Origin of the sequence: Bartonella callosciuri, assembly GCF_014203215.1 — a bacterium.
Classification (GTDB): domain Bacteria; phylum Pseudomonadota; class Alphaproteobacteria; order Rhizobiales; family Rhizobiaceae; genus Bartonella; species Bartonella callosciuri.
The window spans coordinates 204,114-230,691 of the sequence record NZ_JACHIM010000003.1 but is presented as its reverse complement, the minus strand read 5'-3'; the positions used below and the strand labels follow the sequence as shown (position 1 = coordinate 230,691).

Below are 26,578 nucleotides of genomic sequence, written 5' to 3'. Positions count from 1 at the left end.
CGCTAAGAGCCTCTTTTAATCCTTAGATTTAGAAAACCTTAGAGCAAGCGTTCACTTGGGTTGCTAAAAACAATGTTTAACCTTTACTTATATGAAAAAAGTCTTTATCCGTACAACTTCTCTTTTCAGGTGCTCCTTTTATACGGTTTTCTATCACGAATGATAAGCGACCCAATATCTTTGGGCGGACCCCCAATATCCCAAACCTGCCCCTTCGCTTTCATTCCAATAAAACCTCATAAATATTATAAACAAAAGACGTATAGCGGGCAATTATAAACAGACTTCTTATGAAACCATTGAGAAAAAGAAATTACTCTCGAAGCAACTACTATGAATAAAGTAGCTTTCTCAAGCCACGCAAAAATCATTTTTTAATTTTGTGCCTTGCTAAGCAAAACATACTGGTCTTTTTGGTGGAGCTAAGCGGGATCGAACCGCTGACCTCTTGCATGCCATGCAAGCGCTCTCCCAGCTGAGCTATAGCCCCACATAAAGACATATATCCCCTTAAAAGAACGGAAAATAATATTAAAAATTTTTTTAGAACGATAAAAATCGAAGATCAAGAAGAATTTGCATTTAATAAAAAGAATACCCTCATACTTCTCTTAAGAATCATCATCATTAGAAACACCGCCTCCGAGAATATCGGAAACATCATCATCATCATCGTGCGACAAAAACGTATCGTCGTCATCACTGAGATCAACATCACTATCCTCCAAATCAGGAAGATCATCGTCTTTAGAATCGTCACCATCCTCTTCAAGAAGCATAAAGGCAGATTTCTCAAGTGCTGTATCAAGCTCTTCAGTATCAACGTCTTCTTCACTATTTGCTTCAGCTGCCGCAACCTCAAAATAAGAACGCGGATAAGAAATTCCTGTATAAGGCGACACAATGGGGTCGCGGTTAAGGTCATAAAACTTCTTTCCCGTTTCTGGATCAATACGCTTAGTTCCAAGTTCCTGTTTTGCCATAAACCATGCCTCTTAATTAACTATAATTCTATTAAAAAATAAATTTTATGGTGCTTAATCAAAAAATAATATCTTTGTCAAAGATAAATACATCGTTCCATATGGATTTCCTCATGACGCTTTTTAAAGCATGTGCTAAAGGATGCTTAATTTAAAAAAATGCAGGTAGAAATAGATAGAACTTCTATGAAAAAAGCAATACCCATAACCGCCTATAAATCTACGCATCTTTCTGGAAAAATTAAAATACCAGGAGATAAATCAATTTCCCATCGGTCGCTTATATTAGGAGGGTTAGCAAATGGTGAAACACATATTCATGGATTGCTTGAAAGCGATGACGTTTTAAAAACCGCTGCCGCTATGCAAGCTATGGGAGCCTATATTTATAAAGAAAATGATCTTTGGATTATTCGGGGAACCGGGAATGGCTGCCTCTTAGCTGCACAACAACCTTTAGATTTTGGCAATGCTGGAACAGGTGCCCGCCTAATTATGGGAATGGTTGGTCCTTATCATATGAAAACAACTTTTATCGGCGACGCCTCTCTTTCCAAACGCCCAATGGGACGCATTCTCGACCCACTGCGATTAATGGGTGTTGAAATTGAAGCAACCCATGGCGATTTTCTCCCTTTAACGCTTTATGGACCGAAAACGGCTAACCCAATTTGCTACCGTGTTCCAATGGCTTCTGCCCAAGTTAAATCAGCTATCCTGCTTGCCGGACTCAATACTGCTGGTACCACAACTGTTATTGAACAGGTTCCTACGCGAGACCATACGGAAAAAATATTAAAAGCGTTTGGTGCTGAACTTGAAATCGAAACAGATGCAGAAGGAACGCGTTTTATCCATCTCCATGGCCAACCACACCTTACCGGACAAACTATTGATATTCCAGGTGATCCCTCTTCTGCAGCTTTTCCTCTTATAGCAGCTCTTATTGTAGAAGATTCCGACATCACCATTGAAAATGTTCTTATAAACAGTTCTCGAATGGGGCTTATCGAAACATTGTGGGAAATGGGCGCTCAAATTGAACTTTTGAACCAACGCCAAACAGGTGGAGAAATTGTTGCCGACTTGCGGGTCCAATCATCACCGCTAAAAGGCGTAACTGTGCCCAAAGAACGCGCCCCATCAATGATTGATGAATATCCCGCTTTGGCGGTAGCAGCAGCTTTTGCTGAAGGCAAAACAATTATGTTAGGACTTGAAGAGTTACGCGTTAAAGAATCAGATCGACTGTCTGCGGTTGCTCAAGGACTAAAGATTAATCACGTAGAGTGTGAAGAAGGTGCAGATTTTCTCATTGTCTATGGAAAAAACTCCACAAAAGGATTGGGTGGTGGAAACGTCACCACACATCTTGATCATCGAATTGCCATGTGCTTTCTAGTCTTTGGACTAGCATCAGAAAAACCTGTAACCATTGATGATAAACGAATGATCGCTACCAGCTTTCCAGAATTTATCCCTTTCACAAAACAACTTGGAGGGAAAATTTCTTGAAACCTTTTGTTATTGCAATTGATGGACCAGCAGCTTCAGGGAAAGGGACATTAGCACACAACATTGCTGCTCATTATCATCTTCACCATCTCGATACTGGTCTCACTTATCGCGGTGTTGCGCACGCACTTTTACAACAAAAATTGGCTCTCGATGATGAAAAAAGTGCTCTTGCTTGTGCCACAGAACTTGATTTTGATACTTTAAATCCAACTCTTCTCTCTTCTCATGAACTTGGTGAAGCTGCTTCAAAAATAGCACTTATACCGGCTGTACGTGAAATTCTTGTTGCAAAACAACGCAAATTTGCTGAAATTTTGCCTGGCAGTGTACTTGATGGGCGTGATATTGGTACTGTCGTCTACCCTAATGCCGATGTTAAGCTTTATATTCTAGCCAACGTTGAAACACGGGCAAAACGTCGTTATCAAGAGATTTTAAAAAAAGGAGTCCAAATAGATTATCATGAAATTCTTGCCAACCTTAAACAACGTGACAATCGCGATATAACGCGCAAACAAAGCCCATTAAAACCAGCGAAAAACGCCCACTTGCTTGATACGTCAGAATTGAGTATAGAGGCAACATTTGCAATTGCACGCACTTTTATTGATCCAATCATAAAAGAGCGTATAATTGGATGAAGTCGTCAAGGTAATTTCCGGCTGAGCGCTAACTTTTCTTCCTGTATTAAGGGAAAAGGCAGGAAGTTACCTCGTGTCAACACTAACCTAGCGCTTATACCTCTTATAATTGAGGTATGTATCAGGAGTTCTTATGTCACAATATAATCCCACAGTAGCGGATTTCGAAACCCTTCTCATGGAATCCTTCCAAACCAATGACCTTAATGAAGGATCCGTTGTTAAAGGGCGTGTCATTGCCATCGAAAAAGACATGGCTATTATTGATGCTGGACTTAAAGTCGAAGGACGTATTCCACTCAAAGAATTTGGAGCTAAAGGAAAAGACGGTTCCTTACAAGTTGGCGATGAAGTTGACGTTTACATTGAACGCATTGAAAATGCGATGGGGGAAGCTGTTCTATCGCGTGAAAAAGCACGGCGTGAAGAAAGCTGGATTCGTTTAGAAGAAAAATTCAATGCCGGTGAACGCGTCGAAGGTGTTATCTTTAGCCAAGTAAAAGGAGGCTTTACAGTCGATCTCGATGGTGCTGTCGCTTTCTTACCTCGCAGTCAAGTTGATATTCGCCCTATTCGCGATGTTTCACCTCTCATGCATAATTCACAATCCTTCGAAATTTTGAAAATGGATCGTCGTCGTGGGAATATTGTCGTTTCACGTCGGACTGTCTTAGAGGAAAGTCGTGCTGAACAACGTTCAGAAATCGTACAAAATCTTGAAGAAAATCAAATTGTTGAAGGTGTTGTTAAAAATATCACCGATTATGGTGCCTTCGTTGATCTTGGTGGAGTTGATGGTCTCTTGCACGTTACAGATATGGCATGGCGGCGTGTTAACCACCCATCTGAAGTCCTCACAATTGGTCAAATGATTAAAGTGCAAATTATTCGCATCAATCAAGATACACACCGTATCTCTCTTGGTATGAAACAGCTTGAAAGTGATCCGTGGGAAAGCATTAGTGCTAGATACCCAGTTGGTAAAAAAATTACTGGGACTGTTACAAACATTACTGATTACGGTGGTTTTGTTGAAATCGAACCAGGAATTGAAGGACTCATCCACGTTTCCGAAATGAGTTGGACAAAGAAAAACATTCATCCGGGAAAACTTCTCTCCACATCACAAGAAGTAGAAGTTGTTGTTCTTGAAATTGATCCTTCTAAACGGCGTATTTCTCTTGGCTTAAAGCAAACATTTGAAAATCCGTGGGTCGCTTTTGCCAATAAATTTCCTGTCAATTCGCAAATTGAAGGTGAAGTTAAAAATAAAACAGAGTTTGGTCTCTTCATTGGTCTTGAAGGCGATGTTGACGGAATGGTTCATCTCTCTGATCTTGACTGGAACCGCCCTGGTGAACAGGTTATTGATGCTTACAATAAAGGTGATATTGTTAAAGTTGTGGTCCTTGATGTTGACGTTGAAAAAGAACGTATCTCTCTTGGAATTAAGCAACTTTCTAGCGATAAAGTTGGAGAGGCAGCTGCTGCTGGCGAACTGCGCAAAGGTGCTGTTGTAACATGTGAGGTTATCGCCGTTAATGACAATGACATTGATGTAAAATTGATTGATCACAATCTCGAAACAACCATTCGCCGTGCCGAATTGGCCCGTGACCGTGATGAGCAGCGCCCTGAACGTTTCTCAATTGGTCAGAGGGTTGATGCCCGCATCACTGCTTTTGATAAAAAAACACGTAAACTTTCAGTGTCTATTAAAGCTTTAGAAATTGCAGAAGAAAAAGAGGCTGTTGCACAATATGGCTCTACAGACTCAGGCGCTTCTCTTGGTGATATTCTTGGCGCAGTTTTGAAAAAACAAGAACAAGAACAAGATTAATTATCTAATTATTATAAAATACCTGTCAAAACTAAGGTCGCTTATCTTTCTAGCGACCTTTTTTATTTTGCGAAGAAATTATCTACTTGTTTCTTCAATTCTCTCATAAAAAATGACAAATACTCTCAAAGAAAAACAAAAAGTCTATTTTCTTTCTATGAACTTATCATTATTACGATACAATGCTTACAGCCGATGAAATATAAAAAAACGGAATAATGAAATAGCATTAGAGTCTTAAGGCATTCACAATACCTTTCATGAAGTATTTCTTTTCTCAAAAAACAACAAGTCGCTCCCTCACTGAAACCAACCTTCCTATTTGCTCAACTTATAAATCACAGGAAGAACTTTATAAATTAGGTCGTGATATTAGCCTCTGAAAAAGAAAACTTACTTCCTGAATATAAAGGAGAAAACAATTTCCATAAAAGGTTAAGCGAGAATGCTAAATTTATTCTCCATGCTTTTCAGACCAGCGATATCGCTGCTCGGAATGATGAAACCATTGCGCTCTCTGCTCAATGGCTTATTGATAATCATTATACCATTGACAAAACCATACACCTGCTACACCGTAATTTATCCAACTCCCTCATCAAGCAACTTCCTCTTTATAAACAAAAGGCAGGAATACCACGTATTTTTGCTTTAGCTTGGCTTTATATTGCGCATACAGATAGCAGATTTTCACAAAAAGCACTTCACAGCTATGATCAATGGGTTTCAAGAAGTATGTGCCCTCAAAATTAGTGAATTATGGACACTCTATTCTGTTATACAAATGCTGTTAATTGAAAATGTTTGTCGCCTTTCATTACATATTGAACAAACACGATATATGCGTCATCTTGCCCATCAAGTAGCCAATAAAATTGCTCTTACAGACAATAAAACAAAATTACATACCGCTTTTACGCAATATGAACCATTCACTGTTTATCCAACCTTTTCAGTCACTTTATTCTAGCGTCTACGTGGTGCATCTATCGATTCAACAACCGCATTAAATTGGCTTGAAAAGCAATTACAAAGCCAAAGCAGCAGCTTAGAAATTGTAACAACCGATGAACATACCCGCCAAGCGACAGATGGTGTAAACATAGGTAATATTGTTTGTAGCCTTAAAGCCATTGACAATATCGATCGGACAGTATGGTTTGAAACTGTCAGCTCTGTAAACTCTATTTTGCGTGAAAATAGTGATTTTTCCGAAATTGATTCTCACTCACGTAATATCTATCGACAAGTAATTGAAAAAATTGCACGTCTTTCGCCTCTTAGTGAATTGGAAGTTGCACGCAAAGCTATAAAAATGGCACATTCTTCCTCTAAAGAGATCCTTCATAATAACAAGTCCTCTGTTAGGTGGTATCTCGTCGATGATGAGCGTTATGCTTTTGAAAAAGTTTGTAGTTACACCACCTCTCTACTCATAAAGTGGGCACAGTCTTTCTGCTATTCAAAGATAAAAATCATTGCAATTCCTGTTTCTCTTTTACCCCTTTTTCTTCTGCTTTCAGTCTACGCTCGCTTACAAAGATCTGACATAGCACCATGGGCACCATGGATGCCCCTTTCTTTACCGCACTAGCCTTGTTCCCTGCTATGGATGCTATTTTTGCCTTCTTCAACATTGTTGTTTCATGGTTTATTCCGCCAAAACAACTCATTGGTTATGAATATAAAGAGGGTATTCCCCAACATGCACGCACAATGGTTGTTGTACCTACTTTAATCACATCGTGCGATTACATTGATGAGCAAGTGCGCAATCTTGAAGTACACTATCTTTCTAATCCAAAAGGTGCCATTCATTTCGCCCTCATTACAGATTAGGTAGACTCTTCTTTGAGAGAAACATAAGATGATTTTGATCTGTTACATTATGCGCAAAAAAGTATCGATAAACTCAATAAACATTATCATCACGATGATATTCCGCTCTTTTTTCTTTTACACCGTCAACGTCTTTATAATACTAGCGAGAACTGCTGGATGGGATGGGAAAGAAAGCGTGGAAAACTTCATGAACTCAATCTGCTATTAAGAGGCGATAAAAAAATATAAGCTTTTATCCCCAAAATCCACATCTCCCCATGAATTGCCGTTTTGTTATAACTCTAGATGCAGAAACACGGCTTACCCCTGCAAGTGTCACAAAGCTCGTTGGAAAACTGAATCATCCACTTAACCACCCTATTTTCGACCCACAAAATGGAGAATTTATAAAAGGCTATAGCATTTACAGCCTCGTATTACATTTTCTCTTACAAAAAGAAAAGAAACATCAATTCTGCAACGAATTTTTTCCACCAATCGTGAAATTGATCCTTATGTCTTTGCTGTTTCTGACACTTATCAAGATCTTTTGGGAGAAGGAACTTTCATTGGAAAAGGCTTGTTATAATATTGATGTGTTTCAATAAGCTCTTAATGGTAAAATTAAAGAAACTACTGTTCTTAGTCATGATCTTTTAGAAGGAGGATATGCACGTACTGCATGTATATTAATGTAGAAGTGATTGAGGATTATCCAACAGCCTATAATGTTGATGTTGCACGTTATCACCGTTGGACTCGCAGTAATTGGCAACTCTTGCGTTATCTTTTTCTCCCTCATCAAATTAGCTCCACGACATGTTGGAAAATACAAGATAATTTGCGCCATTCTCTCACACCGCTTATGTGGTTGATCGCAGCAATCACAGGATGGTCTCTTTTACCTTTTAAAACAGCAATTATCTGGCAAACATTCTTATTGCTTAGCCTCTTCATCTCATCAATTTTAGGCGTATTACAAACTCTTATTCTATCCAATACTGATTATTATTTGCGCGGAGATCTTCAATTAATTTTGAAAAAAACAACCCTCACAGGTGGAAATATATTTCTTACTCATTCAGTTTATTTTATGACTGATGCGATTATTCGTACACTTTATCGCATGATGATTTCAAAAAATACCTGCTTGAATGGAAAACTTCTGCCTTAACCAGGTCGATTCGCAACAGTCTTGGCTTCTACATTCTTACAATGTGGCCAGCATCGCTTACAGGCATTCTTGCTATAGTACTTCCTCTCTTGTCTAATGCTTTCGCAAGCTTTATTGCTTTACCCTTTAGAATCGCGTGTTTTTTCACCCTTTATTGCGTGGTTTGTCAGTCAACCATCAACATTTCAAGATACTCTTGATATATCTTCCGAAGATAAAAAAACACTCCGACATATTGCTCGAAGGACTTGTTTATTATGCAACCTTTGTCAATGCACAAAGCAATTATTTACCACCTGATAATTTTCAAGAAGATCCCGAACCTCTTATTGCTCATCGTACATCTCCTACAAATATTGGAGTTTATCTTCTTTCTGTTATTACTGCGCGTGATTTTGGCTGGATTAGTTTTGAAGAGGCTATTCCAAGCATTGAATGTACATTAAGCACTCTTGAAAAAATGGAAAAATTCCGTGGACATCTCTACCAATTGGTATGCAACAGATACACTCAAACCTCTCTTGCCTACCTATGTATCAACCGTTGATTCAGGAAATCTCGCTGGCCATTTGGTGACACTTGCTTCAGCCTTAAGTGAATGGGCTGAACCACCTTATGTTTTTTTTCAAAGTGATCGAGCAGGCTTGTGTGATGTTCATACCATTCTTACTGAAACTGTCAAAGAAATTTCAGATAATCAACCAAGTTTACGTCCCTTACAAAAAAAATTGAAGGGTGTATCGTCAATTTTGATCACTCCGTTTGTGATTTTGTAGAAAAAACAAATACGATGACTTCTCATCTTAATAACCCTTCACTCACTGCCCGTGATATTATTCACCTAATAGCTGAACTTAATTAAAAAGTTCAAACAACAGAATCCGCTCGCGCACTCTCATGGGCTAAATGTCTTTTAGAAACCTGTAATGCCCATCATCACGATACTGTTGGTGCCTATGATAGCAAAAAACTATGCAAACAATTAAGCACTTTGGCTGTAAAGGCTCGGCAAATAGCCTTTGATATGAAATTTGATTTTTTAGAACAAACTGAACGGCATCTCTTGGCTATTGGATACCGTGTTCAAGAAAACAAACTCGATGAAAGTTGTTACGATCTGCTTGTTTCAGAAGCCCGGCTCACAAGTCTTTTTGCCATAGCAAAAGGAGATATAAAAGTTAAACACTGGCTTCATCTTGGTCGACTATTCGTCCCCATTGGTTGGAAAGGTGCACTCTTATCATAGTCGGGATCCATGTTCGAATATCTCATGTCGTCTCTTTTTATATGCGAACCTTTGCGATCTCTCCTAGACCAAACGAATCGATTGATTATTCGTCATCAAATAGAATACGCTAAAAAACGCGGATTACCATGGGGTATTTCAGAAGCTACATTTAATGCTCACGACCACTTAATGAATTACCAATATGCCAATTTTTGTGCTCCGAGCCTCGGACTCCAACGTGGGCTCTTACGCAATGCTGTTATTGCTCCCTAGGCCAACCTTCTAGCGGAACAATACGCACCTCATCAAGCCGTAACCAATTTAAAACGACTACGTGATCTTAGCACTTTAGGAACATATGGTTATTACGATTCTGTCGACTTTACTCCTTCACGCATAAAAACAGGAGAAAAATACGCCGTTGTACGCAATTATTATGCGCACCATCATGGCATGTCCATTCTCGCTATAGACAATATTATTTTTCAAGGGCGGAGACGTGACCGTTTCCACCATGATCTAATCGTTAAAGTAATTCAATTTTTATTACAGGAAAGAGCGTCGCATTAAATTCCCATCATTCATACAAAGGCGGTTAATCGCATGCGTCATAACTCTCGAGAATTTGATGACGCCCCTTTCGTATTATCAAGAATCCACTGCTTAAACCACGTGCAACTTTGCTTTTATCTAACGGTCCCTATTCTACAATGCTGACAACTAATGATTCTGGCTACAGCCGTTAGTATGATTATGTGATTACACGTTTTATGCCTGACCCGACAGAAGCTCAACAAGGCACTTTATTCTTTCTACGTGATACGCATAATGGACGTTGGTGGTCTGTTACTGGGAACCAACACGTATTGTTGAAAAAGAAACTGTTTGCATTTTTACAGATGAAAACGCTGAATATCCAAAAATAGTTGATAGTATTCAATCAACCCTTGAAAGGTCTTATTACAATCTGAAGGGTGCAGCAAAGGAAGACGTATTCAACTTATGAATATAACGCATAAGGACCGTCTCATTGAAGTAACCTCGTATGGCGAACTCGCACTTGCAACCATGGACACGGATTGCGCCCATCCTGTCTTTTCACATATGTTTATAGAAATAGAAATTGCTGAAGAAGGAAGAACAATTTTCGCTAAAAGGCGCAAACGTTCTTCTAGTGACCCTGAGATTCACATTGCCCATTTTGTTACCGATATAATGAGAATCTTCAAGAAACAGAAGCTGAAACAGATCACTCACTGTTTACTTGTCGAGGACGATCCATTCATCAACCTGCTGCTTTTGATAAAAATACTCGTTTTAGCAAAAGCCAAGGTTATGTTCTTGATCCTATTATTTCACTCCGATGCCATATAAAAATTCCAGCAAATGAAAAAGCTGAACTTATCTTTTGGACTTTTGCTGTTCATGCAAAAGAAACGTTGCCAAATCATATTAAACGTTATCGACACCCCAATATATTCCAGCAGGAATTTTCAATGACATGGACACGTTCACAAGTCTCGCTCTACCAGAACGGCGTTAACCTTAAAGAAGCTTTTACTTATCAAAAATATATAACACCGCTTCTCTATCCTGATCGAGCATGGCGTCTCCCTCCAAAAACATTAGCCAAAATACTTGGTAAACAATCTGATCTCTGACCTATACCACTTTCAGGAGAAATTCCTATTTGTCTTCTCAGATTAGATAATGAGGGAGATATAACTGTCCTGCGTGAATGCTTAAAGCCCATGAATATTGGCGTATGCGTGGGCTTATTGTGGATCTGATCATTCTCAATGAACAAACATTTTCCTATATACAAAATACACAACATGCTATTGAATGGGTATGCGAACCTTATCGTCACCACATTCATGAAACAGGTGAACGTCAACATATTTTCACGTTTCGGCGTGATCAGATGAATGAACAGAGTTTTAAAATGCTTCTTGCATCAGCCCGTATTGTCCTTTACGCCCAAAATGGGTCTTTGTCTGAACAACTTAAACGGCTTGAAGTAAGTGATTTTGATTTAGGAACTCGAAAGAGTCATCAAGAGCTCTATTATTTATTATGTTATTTATTATTGCGTTCAATTACCAAAAATATAACGAAAGAAGACCAACTGCAACACGAACTGAAAAAAATCCTTTTACTTCCATTGGTCTTATCAGTCAACAAAAACCACCGTTTCTCTCCGTTGATAGAAAAGATATACAATACTGGAATGATTATGGTGGTTTTAACAACCATAACCATTATGTAATACGCCTTCACGGACAAACCACCACACCGTGGATTAATATTATTGCTAACAGCAGCTTTAGCTTTCATGTTTCTGCTGAAGGCGCACTCTTTACTTGGGCTAACAATAGCCGTGATTATCAATTAATCTCTTGAAGCAATGATTCCATTTGCAATCGTCCAGGAGAAGCACTTTATCTTGTTGATCGTCTGTATTTAAAAGGTTTCTCATCTATTTCTGCTGTCGAATGTGATGAAAATGTTATCTATGAGACTTGCCATGGTTTTGGATTTTTAACCTTTAAATCCACACATTCAGAAATTGCTTTAGAACTGACCCCCACAATCGATTTGAAAAAACCGATTCGCCTTTCACGCCTTATCCTCAAAAATGAATGGAAAGAACCACGCAATTTACGCCTTTATAATTATGTTGAATGGATTTTATGCAATGTCCGCACAAAATATGCACCCTTTATACTTTCTTCTTATGACCTAAATGTGGTGTGCATTTTATTCAAAATCCTTATCACACCGAAAAATCGCAACAAGTGGTATTTTTATCAGCATCACAAATACCAACAAGTACGATCACCGATCGCATTGAATTTATCGGTGTAACGGGAACGGTTACATATCCTCAGGCGATCTGTAAAGCTGGTGCTCTTTTAAAAATACAATTGAAGCAGGATGTAATCCTTGTTCAGCATTCGCCTATGATATTGATCTTCAACCAGAGAAAATAAAAGAAATCATTTTCTATCTTGGCAGTGCTGAAAACAGGCAAGAAGCTGAAAAATTGCTAGACCAAGTGCGTGAAACTAATTTCAAAACGCTGCTCAAACAACAAAGGCAGCAATGGAGTGACTTTTTTTCCCACTCCAAGTAAAAACACTTGATCCCTCTTTTGATATTTTGGTCAACCATTGGCTCCCTGATCAAACATATGCTTGCCGTATAATGGCACGCGCAGCTTTTTATCAAGCCAGTGGTGTATTTAGCTTCCACGACTAATTAAAAGACAACTTATCCTTGTTATTATTTGAACCACAACTGGCGCGTAAACAATTGTTAAAAGCTGCAGGATATCAATTTCTTGAAGGCGATGTACAGCATTGGTGGTTGCCTGATACAAATGCCGGTGTTCGTACACGTATTTCTGATGACATCGTTTGGCTTGCATATGGAATAGCTCTTTATGTAAACACCACTGGTAACTACACACTTCTTGGTACCCCAATTAATTTTATTGAAGGAGCCTCCTCTGACCGAAGGATAACACAATTCTTACTTTCAACCTACACAATCTTCAGAGGTCGCCACAATTTATGAACATTGTGCTTTAGCTTTAGATCTTGCTATCAAAGGCTCTGGATCACATAGACTCCCCCTTATTTTAGGCGGTGATTGAAATGATGGCATGAACTTAGTAGGCATCGAAGGAAAAGAGGAAACCATTTGGTTGGGGTGGTTTCTTGGTGCCACACTACAAGCATTTATTCCTCTTGCAAAAAAAACGTGGTGATAACAACCATATGCAAGCATGGAGTACATATCTTGAGCATTTGAAAAACTCCCTAGAAAAAAATGGATGGGCTGGTGCTTGGTATCAACGTGGTTATTTTGATGATGGAACGCCTCTTGGTTCTAAAATAAATGATGATGCAAAATTGATACCATTGCGCAATCTTGGGCTGCTATTTCTCAAATGGCATCTCTCAAACGCCAAAAAACAGCAATGGCATCAATGCTTGAACACCTGTGCGATGAAAAAGGCGGTCTTATACGTCTCTTCTAGCCACCTTTTGATAAAACTACTCTCGAACCCGGTTAGATAAAAGGTTATCCTACAGGAATTCCAGAAAATGGCGGTCAATACATGCATGGTGCCATTTGGAGCATTCTAGCACTTGCTGAAATGGCTGAAGCAGACAGAGCTTATTCTCTGTTTTCTATGATCAACCCAATTACTCATGGACAAGATCCTGAAATTTATCGCGTTAAACCTTATGTTATGGCTGCAGATATTTATACCGTTGAACCACATCGTGGACAAGACGGTTGGACATGGTATATAGGCTCAGGAGGATGGTTTTATCGCGCCGCAACACAGGCTATTCTTGGATTTCGCCTTCAAGGCGACTAGTTATTTTAACATCCAAACATGCCATCCTTATGGCTAAAATATGAAGCAAAATGAAATTTCATGATGCCGTTTACATCATTAAAGTGAAATAGGGATCTGAAAATATGCTCAGTATGAATGGTAAAAAAGATACAGGCGTTCATGCAGGAATACCGTTACAAAAAACAGGAAAACATAAAATCATACGTGCCATCAAATCTAAAAAAGAAAAAGCTTTTTTATTCTTGCTCAAAACCTTAGAGTTGTTATAGTCTGCGTGTTCCCTATATTGATCGTGTTAGTGCACAAATAATTTTAGATTCCACGAGACTGAAAGAAAAAGGGTTATGAATCATCCAGACATTGCGAGACGTGTTTACAACCATACCTGGAAGCTTGACCCTATTATTCGTTCACTTCTCGATACGGATTTTTATAAACTTCTTATGGTGCAAATGATTTGGGGACTTTACCCCAATGTCAATGTTACCTTCTCCCTCATAAATCGTACAAAAACAATACGTCTTGCCGACGATATTGATGAAGGTGAGTTGCGTGCCCAACTTGATCATGCCCTTAGCTTGCGCTTTACGAAAAAAGAAATGATTTGGCTTGCTGGTAATACATTTTATGGACGTAAACAAATTTTCGAACCAGAATTTCTTCATTGGCTTGAGAATTTTCAACTACCAGAATATGAACTAACCCGCAAAGATGGTCAATATATTCTCCATTTTCATGGTCCATGGACCCATAGCTCCATGTGGGAAATCCCTGCCCTTGCTATTATCAGTGAATTACGTTCACGTGCTGCTATGAAAAAATTTGGGCGTTTTGCTCTCGATATCCTTTATGCACGTGCCAAAGCAAAAATGTGGAGTAAAGTTGAACGTCTTAAAAAATTACCTGATATCAGAATATCTGATTTTGGCACAAGACGTCGCCATTCTTTTTTATGGCAACGCTGGTGTGTCGAAGCATTAAAGGAAGGCATTGGTGATTCTTTTACGGGAACTTCTAATGTTCTCCTCGCCATGGATACAGATTTAGAAGCTCTTGGGACCAATGCACATGAATTACCTATGGTCATTGCTGCACTCGCCAATAATGATAATGAACTGAGCAAGGCGCCTTATCAGGTTTTGCAAGATTGGAATCGTTATTATGGTGGTAATCTTCTCATTGTTTTGCCTGATACTTTTGGCACAGAAGCATTTTTACGCAATGCCCCAGATTGGGTAGCTGATTGGACAGGTTTTAGATCTGATAGTGCTCCCCCTATTGAGGGCGGCGAACGCATTATTCAATGGTGGAAAGAAAAAGGAAAAGATCCACGTGAAAAATTATTGATTTTTTCTGATGCGCTTGATGTCGATACAATTGAAAAAACCTACCATCACTTCCATGGTAAAGTGCGTATGAATTTTGGATGGGGAACAGATCTTACTAACGATTTTGCAGGCTGTGCACCTCAGAAAATCGCAACATTTGATGTTTTTTCCCTTGTTTGTAAAGTTACTCATGCAAATGGTCAACCAGCCGTAAAATTGTCAGATAATCCTGAAAAAACTATCGGTACCCCAAGAGAAATACAACGTTATCTCAATTTTTTCGGCAATGAAAAACGTATCGCTAGACCCATAAAGACTTAAATAAGTCAGATTTGTATAAAATTAAAGACAAATGGCTATAAAATTGCTAACTAATACTGGTAAGCTGATGCAGACTCTCTTATCATTAATAAAATAAGCACCTTTTTATAAAGATAGTCTATCATTGCTCATAAAATTGTTTTACGAACATATCATTTATCTAATACTATACGCATAGTATAACATTCTCAAAAAGCTTATCAGCTCGTATATATCTTAAATAGACAGTATCCCCTAATTTTGAGACGATGACTCCTGTCAGTGACTTTCATAAATCAGTAAAAATAAAAAAATCTTCAACTCATAAAATCTTTTATTTCTGTCATTATGCAGAAGGACGCGTCACAATGTAAATAGTAATCAACAGCAAAATAGCAACAACCAATAAGGCAAACCACAAAGCAGGATGCACCATCACTAGAAAGGATAAAAAGCCACCCACCATACTCACTATCGCAAAAATTTTAACAAATGGTGGAATGGCCCGCTTTTCCTCCCATCGTTTAATAGGTGGACCAAAAACGCGATGATCATTCAACCAACGATGAAAACGTGGTGATGAACGAGCAAAACACCATGAAGCAAATAATAAAAAAGGTACAGTTGGCATAATAGGTAACATTATACCGATAATACCCAAAACAACCATTGCCCACCCCATTATAGAAATGAAAATACGCACAAGGCGAGATATCTTAAAATCGTTTTCCATCCTTTCGTGCTATTTTCCTCTATAAAAGATTACCATTGTATCCCACTGCTTTTCATATGATATGTTTTAACGGACAACTATTCCCTAACACCAATTCATTCATAAATAAATTTCTTATGATACTTTCTTCTAAATATTAAGTAGCCGCGCAATATGATGATCATTTTAAGGTTTTCAAGAAATCAGCATAAATTTTTAGGAAGCTAAAAAATAAAAAAGGCTGCAGAATAAATCAGTGCAGCCTCTTAATCATGAATGCAGCGTTCGGGGGGGAGAATTACACCGCATCCCTTTGCTAGACATTAGGAGGAAAATAACCTAGCCCTGTCGTTTTATACAAAATAAATACGATAGACAAGACACAAAAATGCATGGCTGATATGCATGAAATTTATCACACTTAAATTTCTTGAACAGTGACTCGACGAAAGAAAATCGATATAAAAATGGCAATGAAAATGAGTGTTAAAATCAATACAATTGTAGAAGCAGAATCAGAGCCAATAAATAAGCTTAGATAAATTCCTAGAAAACCGGAAAAAGCTGCAACAAGTACAGCAATCACCAACATAAAAGAAAACCGCTTCGTGATAAGATAAGCAATAGCTCCCGGTGCTATTAATAAAGAAATAACAAGAACAATGCCCACAGCCTTTAAGGCTGCAACAATCGTGAGAGAAATCATTGTTAACAGAGTATAGTGGAGCACTGATATTCGCAATCCCATCGCACGGCCTTGAACTGAATCAAAAATATACAGCATAAAATCGCGCCATTTCGCTCCCAAAATAAAAGTGACAATAATAGAAATGATCGCCGTCTGCGCAATATCAAGCCAATTAACCCCTAAGAGATTACCAAATAAAATATGATTCAAATCTAAGCTGCTATAAATAGACGTTGCCAAAACAAGTCCTAAACCAAACATTGATGAAAAAACAACCCCCATCACCGTGTCTTGTTTGATACGGCTGTTACTCCCTAAAAAACCCGTCAGGAGAGAACAAACCATAGCCGCAACAAAAGCACCACAAGTAATCAAAGTCATTGTAACATTGGCTGGACGCACATGTTGAAACCAAGCAAATGGCAAAGAAGTCAAAAATGTTATCACCCACGGTGTTGTCATATAACCAATCACAACGCCAGGGAAAACCGCATGGGAAATTGCATCTCCTAAAAGCGCCCATCCTTTTAAAATAAGAAAACAAGAAAGCATGGCCATTGGAACAGAAAGGATCATGACAATAACCATACCCTTAAGCATAAAAGAAAACTGAAAAGGAAGGAGTAATTGATCAATCATGATAACACCACACCTCTTTTTGCCGCTTTTATACGTAAGCGCGCAGCAATAAAACCGTGTTTAGGAGCAAAAATAAAAGCCATCATAAATAGAAACGCTTGAAAAAGCACAACAACGCCACCTGTTTGCGCATTCAAAAAATAACTCACATAAACACCCAATACGCTTGTAAATGTCCCAATCATAACTGCAATAACTAAAACGTTCGCAAACCTGTCACTTAAAAGATAAGCTGTTGCCCCCGGTGTCACAACAAGACAAATAACCAAGAACGCTCCAACCGTTTGCATTGCAGCGACAGTGCAAGCAGCAAGCAGTGTGAAGAAGAGAATCTTTAAAAACTTTACGTTTAATCCAATAGCATGCGCATGTGTTTCATCAAATAAAGAAACAAGGAGATCTTTCCATTGCAAAAGCAATATAAACAAAGAAAAAAAACCAATAAAAGCCAATTGTAGTATATCTGATGAACTAACGGCTAAAATATTTCCCAAAACAATCGTATCAATATTAACAGCCATCGGTTTTAATGATTTAAGAAACAATCCAAAAGCAAAAAAGGAAGAAAAAATGAGCCCAATAATAGTATCCTCCTTTAGCTTTGTTCGATGATTAAAAAAGAGCATTGCTGCCGCAGCAAGCCCACCAGAAAAAAAAGCTCCAAGTGAAAAAGGTAAGCCTAAAAGGTAAGCCCCTGCTACTCCAGGTACAATCGAATGGGAAAGTGCATCACCAATCAATGACCAACCTTTTAACATCAAAAAAGCAGAAAGAAAGGCACAAACACATCCCACTAACCCTGAAACCCACATTGCATTAACCATATATTGATAGCTCAGCGGTTCAAGCAACCAAGAAATCATGCAACATGCTCCATACTTTGAGTATTCTCAAGAATGAGAGGCTGTTTATTCCCTGTAAAAACATTATTTTTTTTCATGCTTTGAAGATCAAAAATATGATGGTGCAAAGCACCACCAAAAGTTTTCTCAAGATTTTCTTTTGTAAAGACACTTTCTGTTAACCCAGAAGCTAAAACAGTTCCCTTTATTAAAACCGTGTGATCACAAAATTCACGAACAGAGCCTAAATTGTGTGTAGAAACCAATATTACAGCGCCTTCTTTACGCAGATCTTGCAACAACGCAATGATTTTATCTTCCGTTGTGATATCAACCCCTGTAAATGGCTCATCTAATAAAATAGCTTTTGCTTGCTGTGCAAGAGCGCGTGCTAGAAAAACACGCTTTTTTTGACCTCCAGAAAGTTCACCAATTTGGCGCTTGGCAAATGCCAACATATCAACGCGTTCTAATGCAATGCGAACAGCTTCATAATCCCGTGCTCGCGCATAGCGAAAGAAATTCATATGGCCATACCGCCCCATCAAAACAACATCTTCAACGAGAACAGGAAAATTCCAATCAACTTCCTCACTCTGAGGAACATAAGCAATAAGATTTTGTTTCAAAGCCGTATCAACTGACAAATCAAAAATGCGAATTTTTCCTTTTGATGGTCGCACAAACCCCATAATAGCTTTAAACAATGTTGACTTACCTGATCCGTTAACGCCAACCAATGCCATAATGGAACCTTTTGGGCTCTCAAAATTCACTTCGCGCAAAGCTGTATGTCCATTCCGATACGTTACCGTTACCCCTTGAGCAAATATTCCAGATCCTATCATTGATCTTTTACTCCGTATAATAAGGCATTGCTAATACGTCCACTTGTAACACGTAATAAATCGATATAGGTTGGCACCTCACCATTTTTCTCACTTAAAGAATCAACATAAAGCACACCACCGTATCTAGCCCCTGTTTCTCTTGCAACTTGTTTAGCAGGCGCAGGCGAAATAGTACTCTCAGAAAAAACTACCTGAATATTGTATTTACTAACCATATCAATAACATGCTTCACTTGCTGCGGTGTCCCTTGCTGATCAGCATTAATTGGCCAAAGATAGAGTTCTTTCAAATCAAAATCACGCGCTAAATAACTGAATGCACCTTCACTGGTCACAAGCCAGCGTTTGTCTTTTGGTAATACTTCCAATTTAGCCCTAATTGGATCAATCATTGAGCGAATCTTTTTCTTATAAATTTCGGCATTTTCTTTATAAGTAGCAGAATGTTCAGGGTCATATTTTATAAAAGCATCGCGAATATTATCAACGTAAATTAAAGCTGCAGTTGGTGACATCCATGCATGAGGATTGGGCTTACCACTGTAAGGTCCCTCACCAATCTTAACTGGCACAATACCTTCTGAAACAACAACACTTGGAACATCCTTGATATTTTGAAAAAACTTTTCAAACCAAAGCTCCAACTCTAATCCATTCCATAATATAAGATTTGCGCCCTGCGCGCGCATAAGATCGCGAGGTGTCGGTTGGTATTCGTGAATTTCAGCACCCGGTTTTGTGATTGATTCAACATCAGCAGCATCACCTGCCACATTGCGCGCCATATCAGCAATGATGGTGAAAGTCGTAACAGCTTTAAATTTGCCAGCACACAAAGCAAAATTGGGTGTAAGAAAAACGATACTCCCCCACATTATGGTAAAAAACGTTTTTACGCTCATCGATTCTCTCTTTCCTTCATAGCCTCTCTCTTTATTGCAAATGATTTGCATTATTATATATCAATAGCAGTTATCTTTCTAATTTGCAATGAAGGATTAGGAGAAAAAATAACTTTTAAAGATTCTTAAAACATTTTTTTGCCTTGAACAAAGACGACTTAAAAAGAGGCTTTTTTGATATGAAAATCCATTTCAAGAAATTCTATAAACTTTGAATGCCTAAAAAATAAGAGAACACGCAAAAGTGCTCCTTCTTTATAAAAAACCAATAGAGGATAAGAAAACTCAACAGCGCAAACATGCGCCTGTCATCTTCGTGACTTTTTCCACGACTTTCAAAGCAAGCTCTTCTAGATCCTCATCGGTTAAAGTACGTTCAACGGGTTGAATAGCAATTTCAATCGCAACAGATTTCTTATCTTCACCAAGACTTGGATCTTCAAAAAGATCAAAAATCTGCACTGAATGAATAAGTTTTTTATCTGCTCCACTTGCAGCACGCACAATAAGAGAGGAAGCAACTGTTTTATCCACTACGAATGCAAAATCACGTCGCACCATTTGAAAAGGCGATAATTTCAAAGGAGAACGGCTTTTCGTTGGCTTTTTCTTTGACTCTGGAATTTGATCAAGAAAAATTTCAAAACCGCATAGAGGACCACTGACACCTAACTTTTCTAACGTAACAGGATGAAAAACACCAAAAAAACCAAGAATAACCTTTGATCCAAGCTTTATAACCCCTGAACGACCAGGATGATACCAATCAGGTGCTCCCACTTCAATTTGGACCTTGCTGATATCCATACCGCACGCTTCTAAAACAGCCAATGCATCAGCTTTTGCATCAAAAACATCAACTGCTACCGCATTACCATTCCAAAAGCGCCCTGCTCCTTCAAATCGTTCTGTTCCACGGCGAATCCCACCAGCAACACGTTGTTGTTTATCAGCTGTATCGTCTTCATAGATGCTAGAAACTTCAAACAATGCAAAATCTGGAAAACCACGATCAGCATTTTTTTGTGCAGCCACCAGCAAACCAGGCAAAAGAGAAGGACGCATTACAGACAGATCAGTAGAAATAGGATTTACTAATTTAAGCTGTGTTTGACCACCCCCAAAAACCAGCGCTTGTTTTTCAGAAATAAAAGACCAGGTCACAGCCTCTTTCATACCGCGATATGCTAAAGCCAAACGCGCAATGCGTGAACGAACCTGTGCGCATGTTAAAACTGGACCTTTTCCCTCTGCAAAATCTGCTAACGGAATGGGCTTAATTTTATCCAGCCCATAAATCCTCATCACTTCTTCTACTAAATCAGCTTTGCCAACAATATCAGAGCGCCATGTTGGTACTTTAACCGTAACAGCATCTCCTTCTCCTTCAATACCGAATCCAAGTCTTGCCAAGATAGTCACAACTTGTGCACGTTCTATTTCTAAATGTGTTAAACGTTTAATTTCAGAAAAAGGAAAAACAATCTGTTTAATTCCTGGTTGCTGATAACCAACGACCCTCCTCTTTGAACCTTCACCACCACAAAGGCGTAAAACCAATTCTGTTGCAATCTCAAGCCCTGTTTCCATAAAAGCTGGATCAACACCCCGTTCAAACCGATAACGAGCATCACTGATAAGACCTAAGGCACGACCCGTCTGCGCAATGCTCTGAGCATCCCAAAGCGCTGATTCAATAATAACCCGACATGTCATCTCATCACAGCTTGTTCTTTCACCACCCATAATACCGGCAATCGAAACAACTCCTTCGTCATCTGCGATGACACAATCTTTAACGCCCAAATTATAGATTTTTCCGTTAAGAGCCTGAAGCTGTTCACCCTCATAAGCACATCGTACACGCAAATTCCCTTTAATCTTATCTGCATCAAAAACATGAAGTGGACGGCCAAGATCAAAACTTATATAATTGGTCATATCAACCAATGCATTAATCGGTCTCAAACCAATAGCACGCAAACGCTGCTGCATCCATTGTGGTGATACCCCATTTTGAACATTGCGAACTTCACGCCACGCAAAGCCTAAACATAACAATGCGCTTTTCGAAAAATCTAAAGAAACTTGCAGCGACGTTTCAAAGGAAGCGTCAAATTGTGGCAAAGACAATTCTTTTAATCGTCCCATTCCAGCGGCAGCTAAATCACGTGCAATACCACGAACAGCTGTGCAATCAGCACGGTTAGGGGTCAAACCAATATCAATGACCGGATCATCTAAACCTGCATAAGCAGCAAACGAACCTCCAATAGGTGCATCATCTGGAAGCTCAATAATTCCATCATGTTCATTTGGTAATTCAAGCTCTGCTTGGGAACACATCATCCCAAAACTTTCAACACCGCGAATTTTGCCTACAGATAGCGTGACATCAAGTCCAGGAACATAAGTCCCTGGTATAGCAAGAACACCAATAAGCCCAGCACGTGCATTTGGTGCCCCACAGATAACCTGAATAGGTGTACCAGCCCCTGTATCTACCGACAAAATCTGAAGTTTATCTGCATCAGGATGTTTTATTGCCGTTAAAACTTTTGCAATTACAAAACCCTTTAAAGAAGAACGGTCATCAACATGATCAACCTCAAGACCAATAGCTGTGAGTTTATCGCAAATTGCATTCAGAGATGCGTCTGTTTCTAAGTGATCTTTCAACCAGGACAATGTAAATTTCATTTTAAAACCTCATATGAAAACTGTTTTTAAGATCACACATCGCTTAAGCCAGGGAAAAAGCAGGCATGTCAAAGCAGCGAAAACCATAATGATCTAACCACCGCAGATCTGCATCAAAAAAGGCACGCAAATCAGGCATGCCGTATTTCAACATGGCAATACGATCAATGCCCATGCCCCATGCAAAGCCCTGATATTCATCGGGATCAAAACCAACATTTTTTAGTACACGAGGATGCACCATTCCGCACCCTAAGATTTCCAACCAATCCTGCCCTTCCCCAAACCTTACTTCTGAACCAGAACGATCACACTGAATATCGACCTCCATAGACGGCTCAGTAAAAGGAAAAAAAGAGGGACGAAAACGCATCTTTACAGAAGAAACTTCAAAAAAAGCTTTACAAAAGGTTTCATGAAGCCACATCATATGTGCAATGGTAGAGGTTTTATCAATCACAAGGCCTTCTACCTGATGAAACATAGGCGAATGCGTTGCGTCTGAATCCATACGATAAGTTTTTCCAGGAATAATGATACGTATCGGTGCCTTTTGCTTTTCCATTGTACGAATTTGTACAGGTGAGGTATGCGTGCGTAATAATTTCCGCTCTCCCGTTTTACCAATATCAAAAAAGAAGGTATCATGCATTTCACGCGCTGGATGACCTTCAGGAAAATTTAATGCCGTAAAATTATAATAATCTGTTTCAATATCGGGGCCCTCTGCAAGGGAAAAACCCATATTCGTATAAATGGCTATGATTTCCTCAATCACCTGTGAGATAGGATGAATACGTCCCCGTTCTATAGGAGAAGAACGAACAGGCAAGGTCACATCAACCGTTTCACGAGAAAGACGCACATCCATTGCTTGGCGCCTTAGAAGATCACGCCTCTGCGCCCATAACTCTAAAACGCGATTTTTTAATCCATTAAGAACTGGTCCCACTTTATGTCGTTCTTCAGCAGTCATCTTCCCTAAAGCTTTTAATTTTTCAGAGATACTGCCTTTTTTACCTAACGCCGCAATACGCACTGTTTCAAGTGCCTGTTCATCACTCGCTGCTTCTAAAGCTAAACAAATTTCTTGTTCTAGACATTCAATGTCGCTCATATTTTTTGCCTATTTTTTGAATAAAAAAAACCCGCACTAGCAACAACCAGTACGGGATCCCGAATAAATAAACGCTTTAAGAGAACACGACTGGCTTATTTTACAGCGCCTTCAAAAGCATTAGGCGTCGTATCCTTTAAATATTCCAAAGCCTCCTTTGCGGAAGTTACCAAAGCGGAAAATGCTGCTTTTTCGTGGATGGCTATGTCTGACAGAACTTTACGATCAACTTCAATACCAGCTTTTGATAAACCATCAATAAAACGCCCATAAGTCAAACCTTCTGCACGAACAGCCGCATTAATTCTCTGAATCCATAAAGCACGGAAATTACGCTTCCTATTTTTACGATCACGATAAGCATACTGTTTTGAGCGATCAACTGCTGCCTTAGCTGCACGAATGGTATTTTTACGCCGACCGTAAAAACCTTTAGCCTGTTTCAGAACTTTTTTGTGTTTAGCGTGCGCTGTCATACCTCTTTTTACACGTGCCATGTAATACTCTCCTCAAAATCAAAAGCGTAAGGTTTACAAACCATTCGGCAAATAATGATGAATAACTTTTTTCGTATCTTGTTCGCTCAAAACCATTGTTCCACGTGCATCGCGAATAAATTTATTCGAACGTTTAATCATACCATGGCGTTTACCTGCAGCTGCGACCTTAACTTTGCCTGACGCAGTGATTTTAAACCGCTTCTTAGCGGATGATTTGGTCTTCATCTTGGGCATTTTGCTACTCCATACATTTTTATTTATTTACAACTTTATTCATTAAAGTGGATTTCTTCATTCAAGCGGACCAACGCTTGAATAAGCATTTAAACAGCCACGGCATGCCCTGCCGGGCGGTTCCAACAGCATTTCCATAAGCCAGTATACATAAAATAGCAAGACCATATCAAAAAAAAATCGGTGCTCCATTGCCCTGAACTTCAACCAAAGGCGCTGGAATTGCATTTGTTTTTACTGCTGCTTTACAGAGGTCAGCAATGATGCACCGTGTACATTGTATTTTACGCGCTTGGCAAATATAGCGACCATGTAGAATAAGCCAATGATGCGCATAACGAAGATAATGAGCGGGTATAATCTTTAGTAACTTTTCTTCAACAATTTCTGGTGTCTTACCAGGTGCTAAACCAAGACGATTTCCAAGGCGTAAAATATGCGTATCTACCGCCAATGTAGGCTGACCAAAAGCAACATTCAGAACAACATTAGCCGTTTTACGCCCCACTCCAGGAAGTTTCATAAGGGCTTCACGATTATCAGGCACTTGACCACCAAAGTGGTCAATTAAAAAACTGCAAAGCGCATAAACATTACGCGCTTTTGCACGCCAAAGACCAATTGTACGAATATGGCGTGCAATTTCTTCTTCTCCTAATGCAACCATTTTTTCTGGTTGATCCGCAAGGCGAAATAATTCTTTTGTTGCTTTATTAACACTCACATCTGTCGCTTGAGCCGAGAGAACAACTGCAACCAAAAGAGTAAAAACATTGGTATAGATAAGATCACTTTTAGGCATCGGACGTTGAATAGAAAAACGACGAAATATTTCCTCAATTTCGTCTTGCGCGTACAACCTTCCAGAAGATTTTCGCGTCTGTGATAATTTTTTTGTTTTTTGAGCCATTGAACTCTCTCAATATTCTCTCTTGAAGTTATTATCCACAATCGCCATATGAGAGGGATGCAGCGAACGCTTTTTATAGAACTTAGTCAAGCAAAGTCGCTTTGAAGAGGATATTCACAATGACACATGTGACGCCTTTCTCCAATCCCTTTCTTTTAGGATTTGAAACTGTAGAAAAAACATTACAACGTATTGGTAAAGCGGATGACGCTTATCCAGCCTATAATATTGAGCGTTTACACAAAAACGATGACGTAAACCATATACGCATAACTTTGGCTGTTGCTGGATTTAAAGTTAATAATCTCAATATCTTGCTCGACGACAATCAATTGATTATTCACGGTAAGCAAACAAACAATCACAATCGTCAATATTTATATCACGGTATAGCAGCACGCCAATTCCAAAGAACCTTTGTTCTCGCCGAGGGAATGCATGTGACAAATGCCGAGTTGAAAAATGGTCTTTTATCAATTAATCTACACCAACCAAAACTAAAAAAACAAATAAAGCAGATTCCGATTAAAGTCAGAAGTCGTGAGTCATAAGAGTCAAGGCGTAAAGGAGTAATGAAATGGGAGTGCATAAACACAATTTGTCGTTGCGAGACACATCTTACTCTGAGGTAGGGCAGATCGCTTATTTAAAAAAGGTTTGTACAGATGACCTCGCTAAAAACTTTCCAGATCTTCCACCAATGACCCCAGGCATTACAATATGGGCTCTTTTTGGTGAAACAGGTTATCCGATTATTTTATCTGATGAGCGCTCTATCGCTCTTGCGGGGGCCAATGAGCATGAACTACAAATTGTAACTCTGCACTAGATTATCTCAAAAAAAAATAATTGAAACACCTAGCTCTATCAATTTTGCCTGAGAAAGCATAATGATAAGCTTTTTTATGGATCTATTGGAGCAAAATAATTTTCGTTTCAAGAATATCATAACTGCTAATTAAAAAGTATGGTTGCGCTTAACTCTACGCCATTCCTCTTATAAACTACTAATCTTTTTGGAATGTATGTATCAGTGCTTTTTCATTTCTTCTTTTGGCAGGCTTTAGATTAAACTTTTTACCTCCTGAAATTGTATTTTCCTTTTAAAAAAAATTTTTGATGAAGAAATCCCTCAAATGCATTGCAAAAATTTTTTATTACCTGGATTTATTCAATTCGTGTAATCATAAAAATTATATTGCTCATTCGAGCTATAAAAAATCCGACATTTAAGCCAATTTCAAAACTAACACAATCCTTGACCAGCTATTTTAT

At 38.9% G+C, this 26,578-nt stretch carries 33 protein-coding genes, 1 tRNA gene and 3 pseudogenes; 24 read left to right on the top strand and 13 right to left on the bottom strand.

Annotated elements, in window-relative coordinates:
• Positions 1–414 precede the first annotated feature (414 nt).
• Positions 415–490, bottom strand: a tRNA-Ala gene (locus HNQ69_RS04395).
• A gap of 121 nt (positions 491–611) precedes the next feature.
• Positions 612–983, bottom strand: a complete 372-nt coding sequence (locus tag HNQ69_RS04390; protein ID WP_183228862.1) for a TIGR02300 family protein — start codon at positions 981–983, stop codon at positions 612–614.
• Between the two features lie 186 nt (positions 984–1,169).
• Between HNQ69_RS04390 and aroA the strand changes: the two genes are divergently transcribed.
• The 4 genes from aroA to HNQ69_RS08505 all read left to right on the top strand — a co-directional run bounded on the left by aroA (position 1,170) and on the right by HNQ69_RS08505 (position 5,952).
• Positions 1,170–2,498 (top strand): 3-phosphoshikimate 1-carboxyvinyltransferase, encoded by a 1,329-nt coding sequence (aroA, locus tag HNQ69_RS04385; protein ID WP_183228861.1) that lies wholly within the window; start codon positions 1,170–1,172, stop codon positions 2,496–2,498.
• The gene (cmk, locus tag HNQ69_RS04380) at positions 2,495–3,142 is read left to right on the top strand and encodes a (d)CMP kinase (RefSeq protein WP_183228860.1); all 648 of its coding nucleotides are present in this window, start codon (positions 2,495–2,497) and stop codon (positions 3,140–3,142) included. Before aroA ends, cmk begins: the two co-directional genes overlap by 4 nt.
• Before the next feature lie 133 nt (positions 3,143–3,275).
• Entirely contained in the window at positions 3,276–4,982 is a 1,707-nt protein-coding gene (gene rpsA, locus HNQ69_RS04375) for a 30S ribosomal protein S1 (RefSeq protein ID WP_183228859.1), read from the top strand.
• A gap of 712 nt (positions 4,983–5,694) precedes the next feature.
• Positions 5,695–5,952, top strand: a complete 258-nt coding sequence (locus tag HNQ69_RS08505) for a hypothetical protein (protein WP_484479002.1) — start codon at positions 5,695–5,697, stop codon at positions 5,950–5,952.
• On the opposite strand, the gene HNQ69_RS08500 is transcribed toward HNQ69_RS08505, so the two are convergent.
• Positions 5,949–6,086, bottom strand: coding sequence for a hypothetical protein (locus HNQ69_RS08500; protein WP_484479001.1), 138 nt, complete (start codon positions 6,084–6,086; stop codon positions 5,949–5,951). The two genes, HNQ69_RS08505 and HNQ69_RS08500, sit on opposite strands and share 4 nt — an antisense overlap.
• Positions 6,087–6,171: 85 nt before the next feature.
• On the opposite strand from HNQ69_RS08500, the gene HNQ69_RS08495 reads away from it, so the two are divergent.
• From HNQ69_RS08495 to pncB, 18 genes and pseudogenes are all read left to right on the top strand, one after another.
• Positions 6,172–6,576 carry a hypothetical protein gene (locus HNQ69_RS08495; RefSeq protein WP_484479000.1) on the top strand — a complete coding sequence of 135 codons (405 nt, stop codon included), beginning with the start codon at positions 6,172–6,174 and terminating at the stop codon, positions 6,574–6,576.
• Positions 6,549–6,821, top strand: coding sequence for a hypothetical protein (locus HNQ69_RS08490; protein ID WP_484478999.1), 273 nt, complete (start codon positions 6,549–6,551; stop codon positions 6,819–6,821). The genes HNQ69_RS08495 and HNQ69_RS08490 overlap by 28 nt, the downstream gene beginning before the upstream one ends.
• Before the next feature lie 664 nt (positions 6,822–7,485).
• Complete coding sequence (locus HNQ69_RS08485) at positions 7,486–7,977, top strand: hypothetical protein (protein WP_484478998.1); 492 nt, start codon at positions 7,486–7,488, stop codon at positions 7,975–7,977.
• 473 nt (positions 7,978–8,450) lie between these two features.
• On the top strand, positions 8,451–8,753 hold the full coding sequence (locus tag HNQ69_RS08480) for a hypothetical protein (RefSeq protein WP_484478997.1): 303 nt from the start codon (positions 8,451–8,453) through the stop codon (positions 8,751–8,753).
• Positions 8,754–8,968: 215 nt separating this feature from the next.
• Positions 8,969–9,223: a hypothetical protein gene (locus tag HNQ69_RS08475; RefSeq protein WP_484478996.1), complete on the top strand. Its 255-nt coding sequence runs from the start codon at positions 8,969–8,971 to the stop codon at positions 9,221–9,223.
• 9 nt (positions 9,224–9,232) lie between these two features.
• Positions 9,233–9,478 (top strand): hypothetical protein, encoded by a 246-nt coding sequence (locus HNQ69_RS08470; RefSeq protein WP_484478995.1) that lies wholly within the window; start codon positions 9,233–9,235, stop codon positions 9,476–9,478.
• A gap of 72 nt (positions 9,479–9,550) precedes the next feature.
• Positions 9,551–9,775, top strand: a pseudogene (locus HNQ69_RS08465) (hypothetical protein); the annotation flags it as partial.
• A gap of 200 nt (positions 9,776–9,975) precedes the next feature.
• Positions 9,976–10,131 carry a hypothetical protein gene (locus tag HNQ69_RS08460; RefSeq protein WP_484479005.1) on the top strand — a complete coding sequence of 52 codons (156 nt, stop codon included), beginning with the start codon at positions 9,976–9,978 and terminating at the stop codon, positions 10,129–10,131.
• A gap of 76 nt (positions 10,132–10,207) precedes the next feature.
• Positions 10,208–10,579 carry a hypothetical protein gene (locus HNQ69_RS08455; protein WP_484478994.1) on the top strand — a complete coding sequence of 124 codons (372 nt, stop codon included), beginning with the start codon at positions 10,208–10,210 and terminating at the stop codon, positions 10,577–10,579.
• Complete coding sequence (locus HNQ69_RS08450) at positions 10,462–10,866, top strand: hypothetical protein (RefSeq protein ID WP_484479004.1); 405 nt, start codon at positions 10,462–10,464, stop codon at positions 10,864–10,866. The genes HNQ69_RS08455 and HNQ69_RS08450 overlap by 118 nt, the downstream gene beginning before the upstream one ends.
• A gap of 77 nt (positions 10,867–10,943) precedes the next feature.
• Positions 10,944–11,474 (top strand): hypothetical protein, encoded by a 531-nt coding sequence (locus tag HNQ69_RS08445; RefSeq protein ID WP_484478993.1) that lies wholly within the window; start codon positions 10,944–10,946, stop codon positions 11,472–11,474.
• Positions 11,369–12,198: pseudogene (locus tag HNQ69_RS08440) on the top strand (hypothetical protein). Before HNQ69_RS08445 ends, HNQ69_RS08440 begins: the two are co-directional and overlap by 106 nt.
• Positions 12,132–12,341, top strand: coding sequence for a hypothetical protein (locus tag HNQ69_RS08435; protein ID WP_484479003.1), 210 nt, complete (start codon positions 12,132–12,134; stop codon positions 12,339–12,341). Before HNQ69_RS08440 ends, HNQ69_RS08435 begins: the two are co-directional and overlap by 67 nt.
• A gap of 140 nt (positions 12,342–12,481) precedes the next feature.
• A pseudogene (locus HNQ69_RS08430) lies at positions 12,482–12,784 on the top strand (hypothetical protein); the annotation flags it as partial.
• Between the two features lie 173 nt (positions 12,785–12,957).
• Complete coding sequence (locus HNQ69_RS08425) at positions 12,958–13,290, top strand: GH36-type glycosyl hydrolase domain-containing protein (RefSeq protein WP_484478992.1); 333 nt, start codon at positions 12,958–12,960, stop codon at positions 13,288–13,290.
• A gap of 41 nt (positions 13,291–13,331) precedes the next feature.
• Entirely contained in the window at positions 13,332–13,598 is a 267-nt protein-coding gene (locus HNQ69_RS08420) for a GH36-type glycosyl hydrolase domain-containing protein (RefSeq protein WP_484478991.1), read from the top strand.
• A 104-nt stretch (positions 13,599–13,702) separates the two neighbouring features.
• On the top strand, positions 13,703–13,849 hold the full coding sequence (locus tag HNQ69_RS08415; RefSeq protein ID WP_484478990.1) for a hypothetical protein: 147 nt from the start codon (positions 13,703–13,705) through the stop codon (positions 13,847–13,849).
• A 75-nt stretch (positions 13,850–13,924) separates the two neighbouring features.
• Positions 13,925–15,229, top strand: coding sequence for a nicotinate phosphoribosyltransferase (gene pncB, locus HNQ69_RS04365; RefSeq protein WP_183228858.1), 1,305 nt, complete (start codon positions 13,925–13,927; stop codon positions 15,227–15,229).
• A 325-nt stretch (positions 15,230–15,554) separates the two neighbouring features.
• On the opposite strand, the gene HNQ69_RS04360 is transcribed toward pncB, so the two are convergent.
• The 10 genes from HNQ69_RS04360 to nth all read right to left on the bottom strand — a co-directional run bounded on the left by HNQ69_RS04360 (position 15,555) and on the right by nth (position 25,303).
• Entirely contained in the window at positions 15,555–15,941 is a 387-nt protein-coding gene (locus tag HNQ69_RS04360) for a YbaN family protein (protein ID WP_183228857.1), read from the bottom strand.
• Between the two features lie 400 nt (positions 15,942–16,341).
• Positions 16,342–17,247 (bottom strand): metal ABC transporter permease, encoded by a 906-nt coding sequence (locus HNQ69_RS04355; RefSeq protein WP_183228856.1) that lies wholly within the window; start codon positions 17,245–17,247, stop codon positions 16,342–16,344.
• Entirely contained in the window at positions 17,244–18,110 is an 867-nt protein-coding gene (locus tag HNQ69_RS04350) for a metal ABC transporter permease (RefSeq protein ID WP_183228855.1), read from the bottom strand. Before HNQ69_RS04350 ends, HNQ69_RS04355 begins: the two co-directional genes overlap by 4 nt.
• Positions 18,107–18,937, bottom strand: a complete 831-nt coding sequence (locus HNQ69_RS04345; RefSeq protein ID WP_183228854.1) for a manganese/iron ABC transporter ATP-binding protein — start codon at positions 18,935–18,937, stop codon at positions 18,107–18,109. The genes HNQ69_RS04350 and HNQ69_RS04345 overlap by 4 nt, the downstream gene beginning before the upstream one ends.
• A complete protein-coding gene (locus HNQ69_RS04340) occupies positions 18,934–19,842 on the bottom strand; it encodes a metal ABC transporter substrate-binding protein (protein ID WP_183228853.1) in 909 nt (302 codons plus the stop codon). Before HNQ69_RS04340 ends, HNQ69_RS04345 begins: the two co-directional genes overlap by 4 nt.
• A gap of 285 nt (positions 19,843–20,127) precedes the next feature.
• The gene (pheT, locus tag HNQ69_RS04335) at positions 20,128–22,542 is read right to left on the bottom strand and encodes a phenylalanine--tRNA ligase subunit beta (protein ID WP_183228852.1); all 2,415 of its coding nucleotides are present in this window, start codon (positions 22,540–22,542) and stop codon (positions 20,128–20,130) included.
• 43 nt (positions 22,543–22,585) lie between these two features.
• Complete coding sequence (gene pheS, locus HNQ69_RS04330) at positions 22,586–23,659, bottom strand: phenylalanine--tRNA ligase subunit alpha (protein WP_183228851.1); 1,074 nt, start codon at positions 23,657–23,659, stop codon at positions 22,586–22,588.
• A gap of 95 nt (positions 23,660–23,754) precedes the next feature.
• Positions 23,755–24,156, bottom strand: a complete 402-nt coding sequence (rplT, locus tag HNQ69_RS04325; RefSeq protein WP_183228850.1) for a 50S ribosomal protein L20 — start codon at positions 24,154–24,156, stop codon at positions 23,755–23,757.
• Between the two features lie 33 nt (positions 24,157–24,189).
• A complete protein-coding gene (gene rpmI / locus HNQ69_RS04320) occupies positions 24,190–24,393 on the bottom strand; it encodes a 50S ribosomal protein L35 (RefSeq protein WP_183228849.1) in 204 nt (67 codons plus the stop codon).
• A gap of 169 nt (positions 24,394–24,562) precedes the next feature.
• Positions 24,563–25,303, bottom strand: a complete 741-nt coding sequence (gene nth, locus HNQ69_RS04315) for an endonuclease III (protein WP_183228848.1) — start codon at positions 25,301–25,303, stop codon at positions 24,563–24,565.
• A 119-nt stretch (positions 25,304–25,422) separates the two neighbouring features.
• On the opposite strand from nth, the gene HNQ69_RS04310 reads away from it, so the two are divergent.
• Both HNQ69_RS04310 and HNQ69_RS04305 read left to right on the top strand, forming a co-directional pair.
• Positions 25,423–25,854: an Hsp20 family protein gene (locus HNQ69_RS04310; RefSeq protein ID WP_183228847.1), complete on the top strand. Its 432-nt coding sequence runs from the start codon at positions 25,423–25,425 to the stop codon at positions 25,852–25,854.
• A gap of 26 nt (positions 25,855–25,880) precedes the next feature.
• Entirely contained in the window at positions 25,881–26,132 is a 252-nt protein-coding gene (locus tag HNQ69_RS04305; protein WP_183228846.1) for a BQ00720 family protein, read from the top strand.
• Positions 26,133–26,578: the final 446 nt, after the last annotated feature.